Here is an 18220-nt window from a genome sequence, read left to right as displayed (position 1 = left end):
CAGGAATAAGAAAAATCCTATTAAATCTGGCGGCAGCGTTATGCCTTGTTTTTACCGGTGCCGTTTCTTCACAGACTTTAAACAATGTTGAAATCAAATCCCAGGCCAGACTCAGCAGAAGTGAGCTTGATGCGGTGCTTAAGCCATATATGGGAAAGGAAATTACAGTCTCAACTCTGCAGAATCTTTTAAATGAGCTGACTGCCGTATACAAGTCTAACGGCTATCTGACCGCCCAGGCATTCTTTCCGGAGCAGGAGAGCTATAACGGAGAGCTTAAGGTGGTGGTTGAGACCACAAAGCTCAATGAGATTAGGCTGAATAACCTGAGCTCTGTAAATATGAGTACCTTAAACCGACTGTTTGGCAGAACCAGACGACTGCAGGATAGGGCTGTTAATACCACCGAACTTAACGATAATCTCTTAAAGGTACGTGATCTGAATGTCTTTGACATGGCAGGTTTCTTTGAGAACTCCAATAATGGTGGAGCTGATCTGATTCTGGACATCAAGCCAAAGAAGCGCTTTTCCTTTCAGACCTTCTATGACAACTACGGTAATAAGACTACCGGTGAGAACCGTTATGCAGGAGTTATAACCTGCAATGATGTCTCACATCATGCAGACAGAGCCAATCTGCTTTTAGCCACTACCGACAGAAAGCAGAACAATTTCAGCTTTGACTACAGAGTTCCGGTCAGCTCCTATCTTAATGTCCTAGGTACTGATTTATCCTATTCAAGCTATGAGCTTGGCGGAGATTACCGTGATCTGGATATCCACGGCAATGTCTTCAATGCCGACCTGTATCTGGAGCAGCCTATCTACAGAAGCGCCAGAACCAGATTCACAGGGGATATCGGCGGTTACTACCGCAGCATTACCGACAGTATTGATGCCTTTGAGGTGAAGCTTAAAAGACACAGTAACGGAGTGTTTACCGACTTTAAGCTGGATAACTTCTTTGCCACAGCAAAGCTTGCCAATGCGCTGCGCTTTAACTATGGAAAGCTTAATAATGATGATGAGTATAAACTTTATGAGGACAAATCCTATTTTATTACTACCCTGGACGGCTCAGTATCCTTTGATGTGAATAAATTCTTTAACATCAGCAACAGCTACAATCTGCAGATAGCCTCAACCTCCCTTGACCCCTCAGACAAATTCACTCCCTGCGGAGCCTATGGAGTCAGGGCCTTTGCTTCGAATACCGCCTCCGCTGACAACGGTATCTTTGATGATTTGAAGTTCACCTATAAGGTTAAGAGCTATCCGACCTTCAACATCTATACCGATTTCATGCAGGCCCATGCCAGAAACCATGAGAACAGGAAAAAGGAAAGCTTCTACGCTGTGGGCGTGGGTACTGAATTAGCCTATAGAGGCTTCTATGTTAACGCCTCTCTGAATAAGGCGGTAGGACAGAACCGTGAGTATGCAAAGGACAGTGTAAAGCTTCTGGTGAAATAATATGAACAAGCTATTTAAATTTCTGCCGGTATTTACAGGTATGCTGTTAGGTACCGCCTATGCTTCAGATGTACTTCCAAGCGGAGCTAAAAACATCGCCGGGGATGCCATGATTATGAACAGGGATAAGACTCAGGTAATCATTTCCGACTCTGAGCGTAATGTCATCTCCTGGGAGGATTTCTCAGTAGGCTCTGAGAATCGAGTCATCTTTGACAACCATCAGTACCTGAATCTGGTACATGGCTCTAAAGCCTCAGTGATTGACGGCTACATCGGTTTCTCTGGAACCGGAAACTCTGCCTTTTATCTGGTGAACCCCAATGGTATTACTTTAGGCCGTAACAGTGAGATTCATGCGGCTAAGGTGGTACTTTCCACCTCAAAAATCTCAGAGAAAGCTGTAAATGATTTTATTGATTCAGGAGAGCTTAACCTTGCAAACAAGGGAATGGGCAAGATTAGGCTTATAGGTAAAATCAGTACCGGTAATCTTAAGGTGGATGGCTCACAGGTAATTATCAGGGATATTGAGGATATAACCAAAGATAACCTCAGCTCAAAAACAGAGGTCCTGACCAATACCGACGGAGATAACATCATTATAAAAAGCTCCACTAAGAGAATTGATATCGGCGGACGTAAGGAGCTTGATATTGAGAGTACCTATAAAATAAAAAAGGAGGATGGACTTGTCGACCATACCGGTCAGACCGCCCTGTCTTCAAAGGAGGACTTTTTAAAGCTAAAGGATGATACCTCCGGTAAATACTTTGTCACCAGTGATGTGGAACTTGGAGAGATAAACCGTACCCTTGATGAGGGTAAAGGCTTTAGCGGCAGTCTTGACGGTGCCTTCAACTCTGTAAGTTATACCTTAAAGTCTGATAATCAGGAGCAGCAGAACTACGGACTGTTCTCAAAGCTTGAGGGAGCACAGATTTCAAATCTTAAGCTCAAAAACGCCTCTGTTACAGTAGATTCCAGGGCCTCAGAGGTTTATGCCGGAGCTCTGAGTGGCAGAATCAGGGACAGTAAGATAGAGAATGTGGAAGTGGAAGGCTTTGATATTCAGACTGAGTACCACAATCCTGTCACCATCTACACCGGTGCTCTTGCAGGTATCCTTGAAAAGGGCTTTGGGCAGAGTGAAATCAGAAATGTCTATGGGGATTTCTCTGAGAGTTCGCTTAAGCGTTTTGCTTCTCATGACTACTATGTTAAAGGCTCTTTAGCAGGTTTAAATGAGGCTCAGACCAGTCTCTCCGGCTATATCGGTACTGACAGTACTCAAAATACCTCTCTTTTCGGAGAGAACCGCGCTCAGAATAACTATACTGAGGATTACTCAAAGCCAGGCCGTCAGTATGTGAAAAGAGGTTCTGGTTATTCCAACATCGGTTTCTATGCTCCTTTCTTTGTGGACGAGGATATAGAAATTGTCTACAACAAGGATAATCCTCAAAGCTATGAGTATACCTCCTTTACTGACAATCCATACTTTAAGACCGGAAACTATGTGGATGTAGCCTATGACTATGAGGGAGAAATCTCAAATCCGGCTCTGTATACCCATACCTACTCCTCAAAGTCAGATGGCACCGAGTTCTACTTTGTAAAGAACAGTGAGGTATCAGAGACAGTACCTCACTATGTAAAGGTAACTGATCCCACTGTTATAGTTCCTCCTGCAGATGAAACTGCCTATCACGGTGGTGGACTTAACCTGAATAATCCTTCAGTGTCAGGTCTTTTCCCTGATGGGGATGGTCTCTTTCATGAAGAGGAATACGACAGGAAACGCTATGTGGCAAGCTTAAGCTTTATGGACCGACTCAAAGGCCGTAGAGAGAGAATTTCCAGAAGACTTATAGCTTCTTTAAACCTCAAAACCGAGCCTGAAGACAGAACTAAAAAATATGCCTCCAGAAAGGCAGAAAAAGAAAATGCTACATAGTTTTTCTCACAATTTTTTAAGTAACTTATTATCGCCTCTCAAAAAAATGTAGAATAGTGCTCTATACTATAAAAAGATTTTCTGAAAATTCAGGTGAGTAACGTGAAAGAGCTTTATATATATTTCTTCAATCGTGTAAAAAGAGATTCTATAGGTCTGGAAGCTTCTGCCTTATCGTTTACGTCTATTCTGGCTCTGATTCCTGCTATCAGTGTAATCTTTTACTTCTTTGCGGTTTTCCCTGCATTTTCAGAGTTCAGAGAGTCTTTAAAGGCTTTTGCCCAGGCTAATTTCATGCCTGTATTTTCAGAGTCATTAGGTAAGTATGTCGGAACCTTTGTGGAACACGCCGGCAAACTTACTGCTACAAGTACCATCATCTTCTTTATTATTTCACTGATGCTGGTACGTTCCATCGATCAGTGTCTGAATCGAATCTGGCGAGGCGGTAAAAGAAAGCTTGGCTCAATGATCGCAATCTACTGGACCCTTCTAACCTTAGGTCCAATTGCTCTGGGTATCATTATCTGGATCTTCACCAGAGTGGTAGCAATAGCTATTTCTACCAATGTCCATATTGGTGTGGCTCTCATGATTGCCTATTTTGTATTCCCAATCATTATTGAGTGCGCTGTCCTAACTGCTCTGTATGTAATTGTTCCAAGAGTTAGAGTTAAGCTGCAGGATGCACTTTTAGGTGCTATCTTTGTTACTGTGGCCTTTGAGGTTTCCAAGAAACTCTTCAGTATTTTTGTTCTTAATTTCTCCAACTATGAGGCTATCTACGGGGCCATTGCTGTAATTCCTGCTCTGTTTGTCTGGATTTATATCAGCTGGTGGCTGGTACTTCTAGGTGCTGAGTTTACAGCTTCCTTAGGTGTTGTAAGGTCAGGCCTTTCCGATGAGGTTCCAAGCTTTATGGTTTATCTTGCTAACGTAACCGGATCAACTTTAGGCTCTGAGGAACTGATTAGACCAAAGCATAAACAGCCTCCAATCAAGGTTAAGATAACCTCAAACAGAAATAAGTAGAATTATTAGAAGGTTAAATCAGTAGAGTACTACAGAATCAGGCGTCAGTGCCTTATCCTTTTTCTCATCATCGACGTGGATTTGAACCTGATCCTTGTCAGAGGCGTGAATATTTGGCTTGTCTGTAAGCTTCTTTGCTTTGACTTTTAAGACGGTACCATCCGCTGCTGTATAGAACTCATCGTTTTCAATAGCACTTTCATCAATACCGGGTCTTACCGCCCCCCGGAGTAATGCTGTAATGTAGAAGGTAGGATCGGTGACATGTCCTCTGATGATAACCGAGGTCAGACTGTCCTTGGCTAAAGACATAAGTGTTGATTTGATATCAATTATTCTGTCGGTGGTATCGTAATTACCCTTGAGGGTTAAATGTGAAGTGGCCAGATCAGATGAGATTTTGATTTTAGCCTGTCCATTCTCAACAGTGGCCTTTCCTGCCAGACTGTAAAAACCGCAGTCGCCTCCTTCAATAGAGTTCAACAGCTGTCTTAAATTTAATTCATAGTCTTTCTTATTGCCGCCATTGATTAGATCCAGTCCAAAGGCAGAAATTAACAGGGATTTTGACCTCAGCTCAACACTGCCGTTAAGTTTTTGAGTTATTGAAAGAGATGTGTCCTCATCTTCCTGTGCTATAAGATCTGCATCAAAACTTATTTTTCCGTTAAAGAGTTTTGAGAACAGGCTGCTGTTCAGATCAGACATATCAAAATCTTCTGCATGGGCCTTAAAGGCAAAGGTGTTCTTTGCAAAGTCTCTTGAAAGAGAGGCGCTGGCATTTGAGTTATATAACAGAATTCTGTCCATAATGACGGAGTAACCTTCGTCACTGAAGACTCCATGGAAATCCGTATTTTTGATAAAGAGATCAGAGTAGTAGGCGCTATCGGTAGAGAGTCTGAATTTTCCAGGAGTTCCCTTTACCTTTTGTGTCTGTCTGTCAAAGTGAATATCCTCACAGCTGAGGTTTACCGCTTTGATTGAAAGAGGCAGTTGATCAATGTGGGATACAAACTCAGTGTTATCAACCTTGAATTCAAGAATCTCTGTATTATGAGAAAAAAGCAGAAATTTCAGTCTGTTATAAAGCTCAATAGGAGGTTCAAGCTTGGCATTCTTTAAGGCGAAAGCTTTTACTTTTAGCTCGCTCTGTGAGTCATTCAGTCCAGTCAACTCTATTTCACTGCTGTACTCTCCGCCGAATAGTTTTCCGTCAGTGGAAACTGTCAGGAGATTATCTTCAACTCTGGCTTTAAGAAGAGAGTCTTCTGCAGTGACCAGCAGATCCGGTTTAGATATTTCACCGGCTTTTCCTTTGAAATCAAAGAATATCTCCTTATCAGCAATTCTCAGATCTTCAACCTTTCCACTTACCTGTCCTAGTAGCAGATCAGCCGCTGGCAGTGATAGAACACAGTTTGTAAGAGAAGCATTTTTAGCTCTGATATTATAGCTGTCGATAATACCGCTGTAGTTCTGAAAGATAACGTTGTTTATAGAAAGCTTTGAAAACTCAATAAGTTCCGATTCCTTATCGATAGTAAGATCAGCAAATACTGTACCTCCGAACATCTGTGCCTGAACTTCTGAAAGCGCAACCGTATTTTCGCTGGAAAGGATTTTTGCATGAATCTTCTTGAGCTTGTAACTGTCAATGGAACCTGTCTGGGCATTAAGGGTTGAGTCTCCAAAACTGATGACCCCCTGCTCGGAAACTTTGACAGAAGCTGCCGAGAGATCAGCATGTTCTGAGTGGAATCTGTTCAGATAAAGAGGACTGTTGATAAGATCGAGCTTAAGAATATTTATGTTCTTGTATCTGAATCTTTCCTTTTTCAGTGCCTCAAGGTCTCTGCTGTCAAAGGTTATGTCTTTTGCATAGAGATATTTGATATCAAGATTCTCTGAGGTGATTACACTTTTAAGGTCGTACTCAACGTAGATTTCACCAATTTGTGAATTACCTAGAGTTACCTTTTTAAGTTTAAGAACATCAGGATAAAGAGGAGAAAACTCAATTTCATCACAGTTGATAGAAAAGCTGGTACGTTCAGAAAGAAACTTTAACAGCGGTGCCTTTACGTGCTGGCCGTTGAAATACAGAATAAATCCCCAGACTGCTGCAATAACGACAATGAGCGTACAGACCGCAATCTTAAGATATTTAAGATAGGCCGGAGTCTGTTTTCTGTAGTATATATTTGGTTTAAAGGCCATATACAGCAAGCTCACACTTTGAATTTAGGGAACCATCGGGTGATTAGCGCCCTGCAGGTTTCAGTATCATTATGAATGATATCTAAAGCAGCGTTTCTGGCAATATCTATTAGTTCAAAATCTCGATTTACGTCAACAACTCTGAAAATATCAAAACCAGTCTGTTTGCTTCCTAACACTTCTCCTGGCCCTCTGAGTTTGAGATCTTCTGTGGCGATTTTGAAACCGTCAGTGGTTGATCTCATAATTGAGAGTCTCTGCATGGCTATATCGTTAGCCTCTATCTCCTGGCTTTTGTATATAAGAATACAGTATGAATCAAGTGCCCCTCGTCCCACACGTCCTCGGAGCTGATGCAGCTGTGCCAGACCAAGCCTCTGGGCTCCTTCTATCACGATAATTGAAGCATTAGGAACGTCCACTCCCACCTCAATAATGGTGGTGGCAACCAGAATATCGTATTCTTTATCTAAAAAGGCTTTCATGACCTTATTCTTTTCGTTTGTTGCCAGCTGTCCGTGCAGAAGTCCGATTCTGAGGTCAGGCAGAGCTTTTTTCAGATCCTTATAGGTTGTTTTTACAGATTCAGTTTCATCCTCATTTTCTTCAATGTTAGGACATACCCAGTAAACCTGAGTGCCCTGATGACAGACATCATCAAGTCTTTTTATTATCTCCACCTTCCGGGTGTCCGGCATGACGGCGGTAATGATAGGCTTACGGCCCTTTGGCAGTTCATCCAGAGTGGAGACATCCAGATCAGAAAACAGAGCCAGCTGTAGGGTTCTTGGAATAGGAGTAGCCGTCATAACCAGCTGATGCATGGTGATATCTGCCGGAGCTTTTTTGAGAAGCGCGATTCGCTGATCGATACCGAAACGGTGCTGTTCATCGATAATAGCCAGAATCAGCTTGTTATAATGAACCTCTTCCTGATAGACACTGTGGGTTCCAATGATTACCTGAACTTCACCGGACTCAATCTCCTCCAGAAGCTTTTTACGTTTGGTTCCCTTGATTGATGAGGTTATAAGTTCACATCTGATTCCGCAGGGTTCAAGAAGACCCATGAATTTATGGTAATGCTGCTGGGCTAAAAGCTCTGTCGGGGCAAGTACAACACACTGATTACCGGATTTTGCAACCTGAATCGCGGCCAGAACAGCAACCATGGTCTTTCCGGAGCCTACATCTCCATGCAGAAGTCTTAACATTGGCTTCTGAGTGCAGAGATCTTCCTGAACTTCTTTGTAGGCCCGCAGCTGAGCACCTGTCAGTTCAAAAGGCAGAGTGGATAAAAAGTCATCTATAGCCTTCTGTGCTTTATCTATGGCCTGAGCATTATGCTGGTCATTTTTTCTCTTTACCGACAGCAGAGTAAGCTGATAGGCAATAAGCTCCTCGTAGCTGATTCTTTTAAAGCCGTCTGTTTTCTCTGGGATAATCTTCTCATTAGGAAGAGCAGGAGGATATGGATAATGACATAAATCCAGAGCCTCACTTAAGGTCAGCTTAAAAGGATTATGTTTCTCAGGTAAAAGTTCTGGCAGCGGTATTGAATGCAGTGATTGCAGTACACCGTTTATGGCCTTTCGAATGGAGGCCTGTGGGACTTTTTCCACGGCATGGTATACCGGAGTCATTCTTTCCTGAGGCTTTACCTCATCTCCGTCCTCAAGAAAGGTGACGGTAGGCTGGGTAAAATTAACTACTCCGTTGTATTCATTGTATTTTACCGGACCAAAGGCGAGAATTCGTCTGCCTCTGGTATAGGCCTTGATCTGATTTGGATACAGATTAAAGAAAACAGCCTCGATTTTTCCCGTGTCATCCTGCAGCATCATTTTGAGCATCTTTACCCTGCGGGTCAGGACATTCTGTACTGCTACGATATGGGCATCAATGAAGTAGAATCCTCCATCAGGTCGGATGTCGGCTATCTTGGTGATTTTTGTCTGATCAAGAAAACGGAAAGGGAAATCCAAAAGGAGATCGAAGAAGGTATAGATCCCCTTTTTGTAGAAACTAGAAGTATAAGTGGTCCCTAGCCCTTTCAGGATGGCTATATCTGAGTTTGCATAATATGAATCATCAGTTGGGACCATATAACCCTTATAAAAGCTGTTTAATGAAGATTGAGGCTCTCAGACGTTTAACCTTCTTTAAGATCTTAACTACCTCAGGAGGATAGTTGTCAATTGATTCAATCTCATCCTCAGAACGGACCCTTGTGGTCTGTTTCATCAGATACTGCTGTTCATGAATGAACTTTTCCTGCAGATGATGATTCAGATCGGTAATGATGATACCGTTTTCCAGATCAAGGCTCCAAGCTCTTGGATTGAGGTTATTGCCGGTAATCAGCGCATAGTTGTTATCAATGAACATACCCTTTACATGGTAGGTATTGATACCATCCTTCCACAGCTGGATCTTGAGTAGACCTGAATCTATGTACTTCCTGTTCTTTATAATAAAGTTTCTGAGATTCTGTTCATAGATATATGGAATAGCTCCGATGGGACAGAAATTCTCGCTGTCTCGGATAAAGAAATCGTTAGCGGTCTTGTCGCCTACCACCAGAGTAATGGCAACATCTCGGCTTAGCGCATCCTCCAGAGCCTTGATAATTATCTTAGGAGGATTGAAATATGGTGTGCAGATAAACATCTTTTCACGGGCAGCACCCAATAGCCACAGAATAGAGCGGTTTAGCAGATTAGCTCTTTTGCCAAGACCGACCAGTGGTGTTACTCCAACATGGTACTTTGTTACCTTCTCGTTTTTTACCATGTACTGAACTGTGCTTAGGTGTTTTCTCAGTTCCTTGATTTCCTCTCTCATGTCTTTTGCCGGACGAACCTGTCCCTGAGAGAAATCCTGTACTGCAAAGTTAGGATGGAAGGCGTTGGTGGCAAAGGCACACATGGTGTTTGCCAGTTCTCGTGAATGGATTTCATGGTAGCGGTCAAGACGGTACTTGCCGTTATAGCCCATATATACATTGTTGATACTTGCTCCGGTATAAAGCACGGTATCGTCAAAAACAAATCCCTTAAGATGCATTACACCGAAAAGCTCACGGCGTTTAACCGGAACACCATACACTGCTGGAGGAGTTTCGGTCTTTTTTGCCATGTCATAGTAAAGCTGTGAATTTCCAAGGGAAGCTCCTTCGCCTATACGTCCACGCTGAGCGCGGTGGAAATCAACATAAACTCTTACATAAAGCTTTGGATTCTTTTCCTTGGCCTCATACAGCGCATTCAGAATTTCTCTGCCGATTTCATCATTCTCAAGATAGAGGGCAGTAATCAGAATTCTTTCCTTGGCTGAGGCAATAAGCTCTAGAATTCTTGTGTAGCAGTGATGAGGAGTTTCAAGAATATTGTAATCCGATATTCCTACAGGAATAGTTGGAAGCTGCTGAAGTCTTGTCTGACAGTAAAATGAATTTGGCAGACTTTTTTTCCAAAAAGGCATATCTTGCTCCTAAATTGCAGCTGTGGCCTTGGAAAGCCATACTATTTCATCATCACTTAGTGATGTTGCTGCATTAGTAATTACGTTATTTACATTCTGATGGTAATTGTTCAGCCAGTCTATCTCTTTTTGAGATAACAGTTCTCTGATGATAAATCTAGTATCAAATGGCACAAGTGTCAAAGGGGTAAAGCACAGCATATGCTTCATTCCTGGCTGAGTGCATGGCATTACCACCATCAGGTTCTCAAGACGGATACCGAATTCTCCTTCCTTATAGAATCCTGGCTCGTTTGAAATAACCATTCCTGGTTCAAGAGAAATCATGGAACGTTTTGAGGATATACACTGTGGGCCTTCATGTACAGAAAGCACATGACCCACGCCGTGACCGGTACCGTGAGCAAAATCCTCTCCGTAATCCCATAGCGGACGTCTGGCTATGGCGTCAATCTGAATGCCGGTTGTTCCCTTAGGAAAAACAAGGGTAGCCAGTGAGATATGGGATTTAAGCACCAGGGTATACATCTTGCGAAGCTCATTGGAAATATGGGGGCCAACGAGTATAGTTCTGGTTATATCGGTGGTTCCATCCTTGTAATGGGCGCCACTGTCGATAAGATAAACACTGTCCTGTCCCATGGCCCTAGGTTTTTCAGCGTTTTCATGATTATAGTGGCACATGGCGGCATTAGGACCAAGTGCAGAAATGGTTGCAAATGATGGTTCAATATAGCCAGCCTCAACCTTTCTGAACATCTCGGCACGTTCTGCCAGATCTGCTTCGGTAGTTTCCTCAACTCGACGGACATAGGTCTCGTCATTCTCAAGGGCTTCAAGACGTGTCAGGTTATCAAGCCAGCATAAAAAACGGCACATGGCGATGCCATCCTTGATGTGGGCTTTGTATTCTCCTGCCACCTCAATATGATTCTTGATGGATTTAGGTTTCTGACATAGTCCCAGTCCTTCAATTACCTTGGCTCCTCCGTTGAAGAGTGAAAGCATGATATGGGCGTTTGTGGCATCCGGATCGACATAAACCTTACAGTTTGATGAACACAGACGGTTTAATACATCATCAAAGGCATCCTCAGGGAAGATATCGACGTGGCCAATATGTTCATGAAGCCTTTCGTGAATATCCTCACCGTTTTCCTTGTTAATAAAGTGCTCCGGATTGATGTACCACTCAAGGGCATCATTTGAATAGGCAACTACTCGGCTGTTGATGATTGGCAGGTATTTTCTGTCATTGCCACGGATATTCAGAAGCCAGCAGATACTCTCAGGATCGGTGATTACTGTAGCATCCAGATCAAGATCTCGTAGGGATTCTGCCAGTTTCTTTCGTTTCTGAGTGCTAGGACAGCCGTTGTATTCATCATTAAAAATTCTGATTGGAGAGACAATTTCTTCAGGACGGTCATCCCAGATACGGTCTACAAGATTTCCCTGGGTCTGAACAAGATTAATATTTAGCGCAGCAAGATCTTTTTCTATGCTCAGATATTCCTTGTAGCTGATGCAGTTGGCATCGATACCGACAGTTGAATTCTTCTGCAGAATCGAGCATAGCCAGTTGCTTGGACTTACCTTTGAAAAATCGAAATCCTGGAAGATTCTGGAATCAATCTGATCTTTTACCTGAACGACATAGCGGCCGTCAACGAATACGGCGCAGCTCCTTTCGGCAACTGCGGTTTCATCTCCGCGGTTGTTGCTAAGCTCAATGCCGCGGGTTTCAAGCTGTGGATTGAAGTTGCGGGCTACTACTACATAGCCGGCACTTCCGGAAAAGCCACTGATATATTTGATACGTTCTTTATCTTCATTCAGCTCATATGACAGAAATTCGTCATCATGAGAAATAATCAGAGCATCAAGCTCTGCCTGAGCCATTGCCTCCTTTAGGGCAATGATTCTTTGTGAAAAGATAGTGTTATTTTGATCAGACATATGGAATTTTGTCTCTGTAGTCCACATATACACATTATGTACATATATCGTTGTATAGTTTGATGATCTTAACACATAGACAAAACGGTAGCAAAAACAAACACAGAGTTTGCCTGTGAGATCGGTTTTGTCTTAAAGCAGGAAAACCATATGAGTGAACAGTTAACCAAGAATCCGCTTTTAGATTACAGCGGATTACCATTATTTTCAGCAGTAAAGCCAGAACATGTTAAGCCTGCTGTTGAGAATGCAATCGAAAAATGCCGACAGACCATTATTGATGTGAGCGAAAGGTTCAAGGATGATCCTACCTGGGATAACTGCATTGCTCCTGTTGAAGAGGCTGATGACAGACTTTCAAAGGTATGGGGGGTAGTATCCCATCTGAATTCCGTTAACAATACTGATGAGCTGCGTGCCGCACATGATGCCTGTCTGCCAATGCTTTCAGAGTTCAGCTCCTGGGCTGGTCAGTATAAGCCTTATTTTGAGGTTCTAAAGAAGATTGAGGCATCAGATGCCTTTGGTAGACTTTCAATTCCTCAGCAGAAGGCTATCAAGAATTCAATCCGAGACTTCAAGCTCTCGGGTATCGATCTGCCTGAAGAGGCTCAGGCTGAGTACACCAAGGTGGTATCAAGACTTTCAGAACTGCAGTCAAAGTTCTCAAACAATGTACTTGATGCAACTCACGGCTATACCCTGCATATTACCGATAAGGAAAGATTAAAGGGGCTACCCGAGTCTTCACTGAATCTTGCAAAATCAGAGGCGGCCCAGAGAAAGCTTGACGGCTATGTATTTACTCTTGAAATGCCATCCTATCTGCCTTTTATGACCTACTGTGAAGACAGAGAATTAAGAAAGGAAATGTATATTGCCTACGGCACCAGATCTTCTGATGTAGGTCCTAATGCCGGCAAGTGGGACAATGCTCCATTAATGGAGGAAATTTTAAAGCTGAGAGATAAGGAAGCTAAGCTTCTGGGCTTTAAGACCTTTGCCCATTTATCTCTTGCCACCAAGATGGCAGATGAACCTAAGACTGTAATTTCATTTTTAGAGGATCTGGCCAAAAAATCCTACGCACAGGGCAAAAAAGAGGTTCAGACTCTGGAGGCATTTGCCAAAGAGCTCGGCCTGGATAAGCTTGAGCCTTGGGATATCTCCTTCTATTCAGAGAAACTTCGTCAGAAGAAGTACTCATACTCTGAGGAGGAACTGCGTCCTTACTTCCCAGAGGACAAGGTTATCGCCGGTATGTTCGAGTGTGCCCACCGTCTATATGGCATTACTCTGAAGCAGCGTTATGGTGTTGATGTCTGGAACGATAACGTTAAGTGCTTTGATGTTTACGAGGATAAGTTCGGTTCTATCATCGGTACTCTGTTCATGGATCTTTATGCCCGTCCAGGCAAGAACGGCGGAGCATGGATGGATGAATGTCTGACCAGACGTTACCGTTCAGACGGTGTGCTGCAGCTTCCTGTAACCTATCTGGTCTGCAACTTCAGCCGCCCTGTTGGCAGAAAGGTGTCTCTTCTGACCCACGATGAAGTTGTAACCATGTTCCACGAGTTTGGTCACAGCCTGAATCATCTTCTGACCAAGATCGATATTGCTGATGTATCTGGTATCAATGGTGTGCCTTGGGATGCGGTTGAGCTTCCAAGTCAGTTCAATGAGAACTTTGCATGGCAGGAGGAGGTACTAAACTTCCTGTCTTCAAATGTGACCACTCATGAGCCTTTGCCTAAGGAGAAACTGCAGGCTCTGCTGGATGCCAAGAATTTTGAGTCTGCAATGGCAATGCTTCGTCAGATTGAGTTTGCTCTGTTCGATTTCAGAATTCATCTTGAGTACGACGAGAAGAAAGGCGGACGCATCTTTGAAATCCTGAATGATGTCAAATCCAAGGTTGCGGTTACTCCTCAGTTTAAGGACAGCCGTTTCCCTAACAACTTCACTCATATCTTCTCAGGCGGATATTCTGCAGGCTACTACAGCTACAAGTGGGCTGAGGTCCTGGCTGCAGATGCCTTCTCCAAGTTTGAGGAGGATGGTATCTTCAACAAGAATACAGGCAGGGAGTTCCAGGATCTGATTCTGGCCTCAGGTGGCGCCTATGATCCTCTGAAGAACTTTGAAGAGTTCAGAGGCAGAAAGCCTGAAGTTGATGCTCTGCTAAAACAGAGCGGAATTGAGGCTGAATAAAACAAAATCCACTTCGGATTGTTCCGGAGTGGATGTCTTTTTTTTGTTTTTGATAGCGATAACAATTACTCACCGCAGGAGGAATGCCTGCGATAAACAGGTAGTTTCAGTTTTTTTCAGTCTGAATCAGTTCTTAGAGATCTTTTATCATGTAGAAGGTGTTAGGCTTTGGATTAACATCTTCTCCTTCATACACTTCAAAACCGTGTTTCTTGTACAGATTTACTGCAGCGGTAACACTCAGTGGAGTATTCAGAATTACTTCTGTAAAACCAGCCTCCTTGGCTTTCTTCAGGAGCTCTGTTAAAAGAGTATCTCCCAAATGCTGACCGCGGGCTTCACGTCTTACATACATTCTTTTGATTTCGCATCTTTCATTGCTTACTTTTATGAATGCGGCCATGCCCTGGAACTCATCTTCATCCACTGCCACTATCAAGTCTCCGTATGGTGGAAGATATTTATTCTCGACATCTTTCAGTTCAGACTCAAAATGCTGAAATGCGGCATCCTGGTTAAGATTCAGTGCAGAATCCTCAATCATTTTTTTTACCTGAGGCAAGTAGTCCTTACCATCTATAATTTCCATAAATACTCCTGTATGTTTTGTTATCTATCATTTTGTATTTTAAATTCAATTAAAAAAAAAGCTTCAATTTCTTGAAGCTTCTTTTTAAAAATGCGATTTTAGACGGCTTTATTTGCGCTTTGGCATAACTTTAGTCTTTTTAGGTGCGTAAGGATCTGGGAGCATCAGACCGCCGACGCTTTCACAAGGAGCCGCAATAATTGAACGGGTCTTCTTGTTGATCTCAACTACTTTAAGCGCAATCTTATCGCCAAGTCTGTACACCAGATTCTGATTAACATAGATCTCACCGGTATCACCAAGTAGAGTCAGTGCATCCTTATCATCGGACATCATTGAGAATGGAACAAAGACCATAGCTCCGTTTGCCTCTAGAATAGCCTTGAATCCGCCTCTTGAAACCTCAAAGATTGAAGCCTCAAATCTGGTTTTCTTCTCAATCTCAGGTTCGAGGAATTCTACATACAACCAGTCTTTAACATCTCTTTCTGCCATGCGGTTAGTTCTTCTGGCTTCATTCATGATTTTTAGAAGATTCTCATCAGGCATGGTGATCTGTTCTTTATGCTCGATCATGGATTTTAGAAGACGGTGATTTACCATATCTCCGTATTTTCTGATTGGAGAGGTCCAGGTTGCATAGTTGTAAACACCTAAAGCATAGTGAGGACCTGGTTTGATGGAAATCTCTGAGAATTCCTGAAGTTTTCTGATACGGCTGTCCAGATAGTCATTGTTATTCTCAATGGCAAATCTTCTGATAGCGTTGTACTCTTCAAGCTCTCCTAGCTTTTCCTCATTGAAAGGACAGTTTTCCTTCTTCAGAAGTTCAATCAGATCCTTTTTCTTCTGCATATCAAATCCCTTGTGCAGATTGAAGATACCGCTCTGAAGCTTCTCTGCAAGGAAATTTCCTGCTGCAATATTGGCTACGATCATTGATTCTTCAACAATACGGTTGGCTATACGGCGGAAGTTTACTTCGATATGATCAAGAGAACCGTCCTCTTTAAGAACAAAGTCGTAATCAGGCTTGTTCTTGAAGGTAGCTGCATGAGTTGCACGATATTTATCGCGACACTCGGTAAATCTTATAAGCTTCTCTAGGATTTCTCTGATCTCATCGGTAGGAACATAGTCTGCCCCCTCAACCTTCTCAAAGAAATCAGAAACTTTGTTGTAGACAAGTTTGCCGTGAGACTTGATGTTTGCAAGTTTGAACTCTGTTCTGTCAGCAAGCAGAGTTCCGTCTTTAGCAACAGTCATGATCCCTACAAGGGCAGGTCTTAATTCATTCTCACGTAAAGAGCATAGGTTCTGAGAAAGAATTCTTGGCAGCATTGGAATATCTCTGCCTGGCAGATAAATTGAGAATGCACGGTGAGAAGCACTTTCATTCTCAGGGGTGTTCTGCTCAATATATCCGGTTGGATCGGCAATGGCTACATACAGCTTGTAGCTCTCTTCGTTCTCCTCGATGTACAGGGCATCATCCATGTCTTCGGTATGCTCTGAGTCAATGGTAACGAAAGGAATTGCTGTCATATCCTCACGAGGAAGATCTTTCTCCTTGAACTCAAATTCTGAATCCTCAGGCTCATGAGTTGGCAGGTCGTATTTTCTCAAACTTACAAGCCAAGGAGTCTTTGGATCATCATTTTTACAGATAAGCTCATCTAAAGTAGCTCTGAACTCTTTTTTCTGCAGAGCATGGGCTTTAAGATTACAGATAACCCAGTCGCCGTTGTTGAGTTTTACGGACTGATCCTTGCGTCTGTCATCTGCAGCAATCTTAATATTGATATTTGGATGATCAGGAATAATGAACAGTTTTCCTGAAATAAAAAGTACCTTTGCGACAAATCTGGTCAGGTAGGCCTCAACCAACTTTTCAGGTATAGCCTTGCTCTTGTCGCCATCCTTTTCGATAATGGCTACAACCTTATCGCCGTTAACCACATTCTTCATGTCATTAGGGGCAATAAAGTATGAATCTCTGTCTACCTCAAGAAAACCGAAAGCGCGATCAGTGGTCTTGATATAGCCTTCTTTTCTGACTTTTTCTTTTTCAAAGGTGTTTTTCAGCTGTCTTAATGCTGGATCGTCAAATAACATTATTAATATGCTCTCCGAAAAAATATCAGCGTGAATTATACATGGATAGCGCATTCTTTTCACAAAAATTAAAAAAAACGCCAAAAGTAATTTAAAATAGAAAAAAGAAATCAGAAAAATCAAATAATAATCATTTTTGAATTAGAAAAGAAAATACTCGTACAATGCTTAATGATCAGATAAACACCAAAATCCGTTTTAATTCTTACGCCTTTGCCCTTACAAACTGTATTCTCGGCTGTGCTCTTGGTTTTTTTTATGGTCATGTCACCTTTGAAACTATAATTACCGCCATTTCTATTTCAATTACCGGTGTCAGCGTACTGGCCCTGTGCAACTATTCTATTGATTACTCCAGAGCCTATAAGCTGCATCTTAAGGATAAAAAGAATGGCATTATTTCCCCGATCATGGTTGGTGATATGCCTGTTACCCAGCTTCGCAAGCGCATGGCCATCATGACCCTTATTGCCACTGTATTCGGTGCCATTGCCATCTATATTGCTCTTGGCTCAAATATCCAGGTTCTTTCCTGGTTTATCTTTCTGTGCGTAATGTGTGTTCTGGCAACCCTCTTTTACAATGTTTCCGCCTTATACCTGTACAGAGGTATAGGTGCGATTGCGATTTTCCTGCTTTTCGGTATGGCCTCTGTGGTCTGTGCGCAGTTTCTGATTGTTGCTGCCAGTCATTCCACCATTGATATCTACCCTGATACTATCCTTCTGGCGTTCTCCTCAGGTGCAGCCTCTCTGATGATTCTGTACGGACGTTCCATCCGAATGATGGTGAATGATACTCCTAATGTAATCAGGAAATCATTTGTGCTTTCATTTGGCTACAAAATTACATCCATTTATCTCTTAGCACTGCTTTTAGCCAATATTTTCTTCTCGGTTTTAGCCTGTGTATCTTCCCACAGACCTATTGAGGCACTTCTGCTGCTGATTGGCTTTATTCCTATGTCATATCAGGTATACACCATTATCCGTCACATGAAGATGTCGGTAATTCTTAAGCAGAGTTTCAACAATCTGATGTCCTACTGCTGTATAAATAATCTTGTATGGGTTATCATCCTTACAGTAGATTACTGGTTATATAACTGATTCTTATTATTTCTGAGTTTTTTATGATGTCTGACTGGTTAAGTGAATTACGAATTAAAACTCTTCT

The 18220-nt window shown here is 42.5% G+C and carries 11 protein-coding genes; 5 read left to right on the top strand and 6 right to left on the bottom strand.

Going from position 1 to position 18220, the window contains the following annotated elements:
- From QZU45_RS07585 to QZU45_RS07575, 3 genes are all read left to right on the top strand, one after another.
- Nucleotides 1–1475: ShlB/FhaC/HecB family hemolysin secretion/activation protein (locus tag QZU45_RS07585; protein WP_295353697.1), on the top strand; the 1475-nt coding region annotated here is incomplete at its 5' end.
- A 1-nt stretch (nucleotide 1476) separates the two neighbouring features.
- Entirely contained in the window at nucleotides 1477–3432 is a 1956-nt protein-coding gene (locus tag QZU45_RS07580) for a filamentous hemagglutinin N-terminal domain-containing protein (RefSeq protein ID WP_295353694.1), read from the top strand.
- A gap of 102 nt (nucleotides 3433–3534) precedes the next feature.
- A complete protein-coding gene (locus QZU45_RS07575; protein ID WP_295000174.1) occupies nucleotides 3535–4464 on the top strand; it encodes a YihY family inner membrane protein in 930 nt (309 codons plus the stop codon).
- A gap of 18 nt (nucleotides 4465–4482) precedes the next feature.
- On the opposite strand, the gene QZU45_RS07570 is transcribed toward QZU45_RS07575, so the two are convergent.
- Genes QZU45_RS07570 through QZU45_RS07555 form a run of 4 tightly spaced genes read right to left on the bottom strand, consistent with a single transcriptional unit; the run spans nucleotide 4483 to nucleotide 12126 of the window.
- Nucleotides 4483–6684 (bottom strand): hypothetical protein, encoded by a 2202-nt coding sequence (locus QZU45_RS07570; protein WP_295353691.1) that lies wholly within the window; start codon nucleotides 6682–6684, stop codon nucleotides 4483–4485.
- 11 nt (nucleotides 6685–6695) lie between these two features.
- Nucleotides 6696–8789, bottom strand: coding sequence for an ATP-dependent DNA helicase RecG (gene recG / locus QZU45_RS07565; protein ID WP_295353688.1), 2094 nt, complete (start codon nucleotides 8787–8789; stop codon nucleotides 6696–6698).
- Nucleotides 8790–8796: 7 nt separating this feature from the next.
- Complete coding sequence (pssA, locus tag QZU45_RS07560; RefSeq protein WP_295353685.1) at nucleotides 8797–10167, bottom strand: CDP-diacylglycerol--serine O-phosphatidyltransferase; 1371 nt, start codon at nucleotides 10165–10167, stop codon at nucleotides 8797–8799.
- 9 nt (nucleotides 10168–10176) lie between these two features.
- Nucleotides 10177–12126 carry an aminopeptidase P family protein gene (locus tag QZU45_RS07555; protein WP_295353682.1) on the bottom strand — a complete coding sequence of 650 codons (1950 nt, stop codon included), beginning with the start codon at nucleotides 12124–12126 and terminating at the stop codon, nucleotides 10177–10179.
- Nucleotides 12127–12276: 150 nt separating this feature from the next.
- Between QZU45_RS07555 and prlC the strand changes: the two genes are divergently transcribed.
- Nucleotides 12277–14340, top strand: coding sequence for an oligopeptidase A (gene prlC / locus QZU45_RS07550; RefSeq protein ID WP_295353679.1), 2064 nt, complete (start codon nucleotides 12277–12279; stop codon nucleotides 14338–14340).
- 133 nt (nucleotides 14341–14473) lie between these two features.
- Here the strand turns inward: prlC and QZU45_RS07545 are convergent, their stop codons facing one another.
- Nucleotides 14474–14929, bottom strand: coding sequence for a GNAT family N-acetyltransferase (locus tag QZU45_RS07545; protein WP_295353677.1), 456 nt, complete (start codon nucleotides 14927–14929; stop codon nucleotides 14474–14476).
- A gap of 108 nt (nucleotides 14930–15037) precedes the next feature.
- Complete coding sequence (locus QZU45_RS07540) at nucleotides 15038–17044, bottom strand: exoribonuclease II (protein ID WP_295353674.1); 2007 nt, start codon at nucleotides 17042–17044, stop codon at nucleotides 15038–15040.
- A 164-nt stretch (nucleotides 17045–17208) separates the two neighbouring features.
- Between QZU45_RS07540 and QZU45_RS07535 the strand changes: the two genes are divergently transcribed.
- Entirely contained in the window at nucleotides 17209–18153 is a 945-nt protein-coding gene (locus QZU45_RS07535) for a hypothetical protein (RefSeq protein WP_295353671.1), read from the top strand.
- Nucleotides 18154–18220 lie beyond the last annotated feature (67 nt).

It is taken from the genome of uncultured Succinivibrio sp., from assembly GCF_902756765.1.
Classification (GTDB): Bacteria; Pseudomonadota; Gammaproteobacteria; order Enterobacterales; family Succinivibrionaceae; genus Succinivibrio.
This window is presented reverse-complemented; position numbering and strand designations above follow the sequence as displayed.

Excerpts from the sequence above, each read along its gene's own strand:
- QZU45_RS07580 (WP_295353694.1), top strand. The coding sequence starts at position 1,477 with ATGAACAAGCTATTTAAATTTCTGCCGGTATTTACAGGTATGCTGTTA.
- QZU45_RS07570 (WP_295353691.1), bottom strand. The coding sequence starts at position 6,684 with ATGGCCTTTAAACCAAATATATACTACAGAAAACAGACTCCGGCCTAT.
- recG (WP_295353688.1), bottom strand. The coding sequence starts at position 8,789 with ATGGTCCCAACTGATGATTCATATTATGCAAACTCAGATATAGCCATC.
- pssA (WP_295353685.1), bottom strand. The coding sequence starts at position 10,167 with ATGCCTTTTTGGAAAAAAAGTCTGCCAAATTCATTTTACTGTCAGACA.
- QZU45_RS07555 (WP_295353682.1), bottom strand. The coding sequence starts at position 12,126 with ATGTCTGATCAAAATAACACTATCTTTTCACAAAGAATCATTGCCCTA.
- prlC (WP_295353679.1), top strand. The coding sequence starts at position 12,277 with ATGAGTGAACAGTTAACCAAGAATCCGCTTTTAGATTACAGCGGATTA.
- QZU45_RS07545 (WP_295353677.1), bottom strand. The coding sequence starts at position 14,929 with ATGGAAATTATAGATGGTAAGGACTACTTGCCTCAGGTAAAAAAAATG.
- QZU45_RS07540 (WP_295353674.1), bottom strand. The coding sequence starts at position 17,044 with ATGTTATTTGACGATCCAGCATTAAGACAGCTGAAAAACACCTTTGAA.
- QZU45_RS07535 (WP_295353671.1), top strand. The coding sequence starts at position 17,209 with ATGCTTAATGATCAGATAAACACCAAAATCCGTTTTAATTCTTACGCC.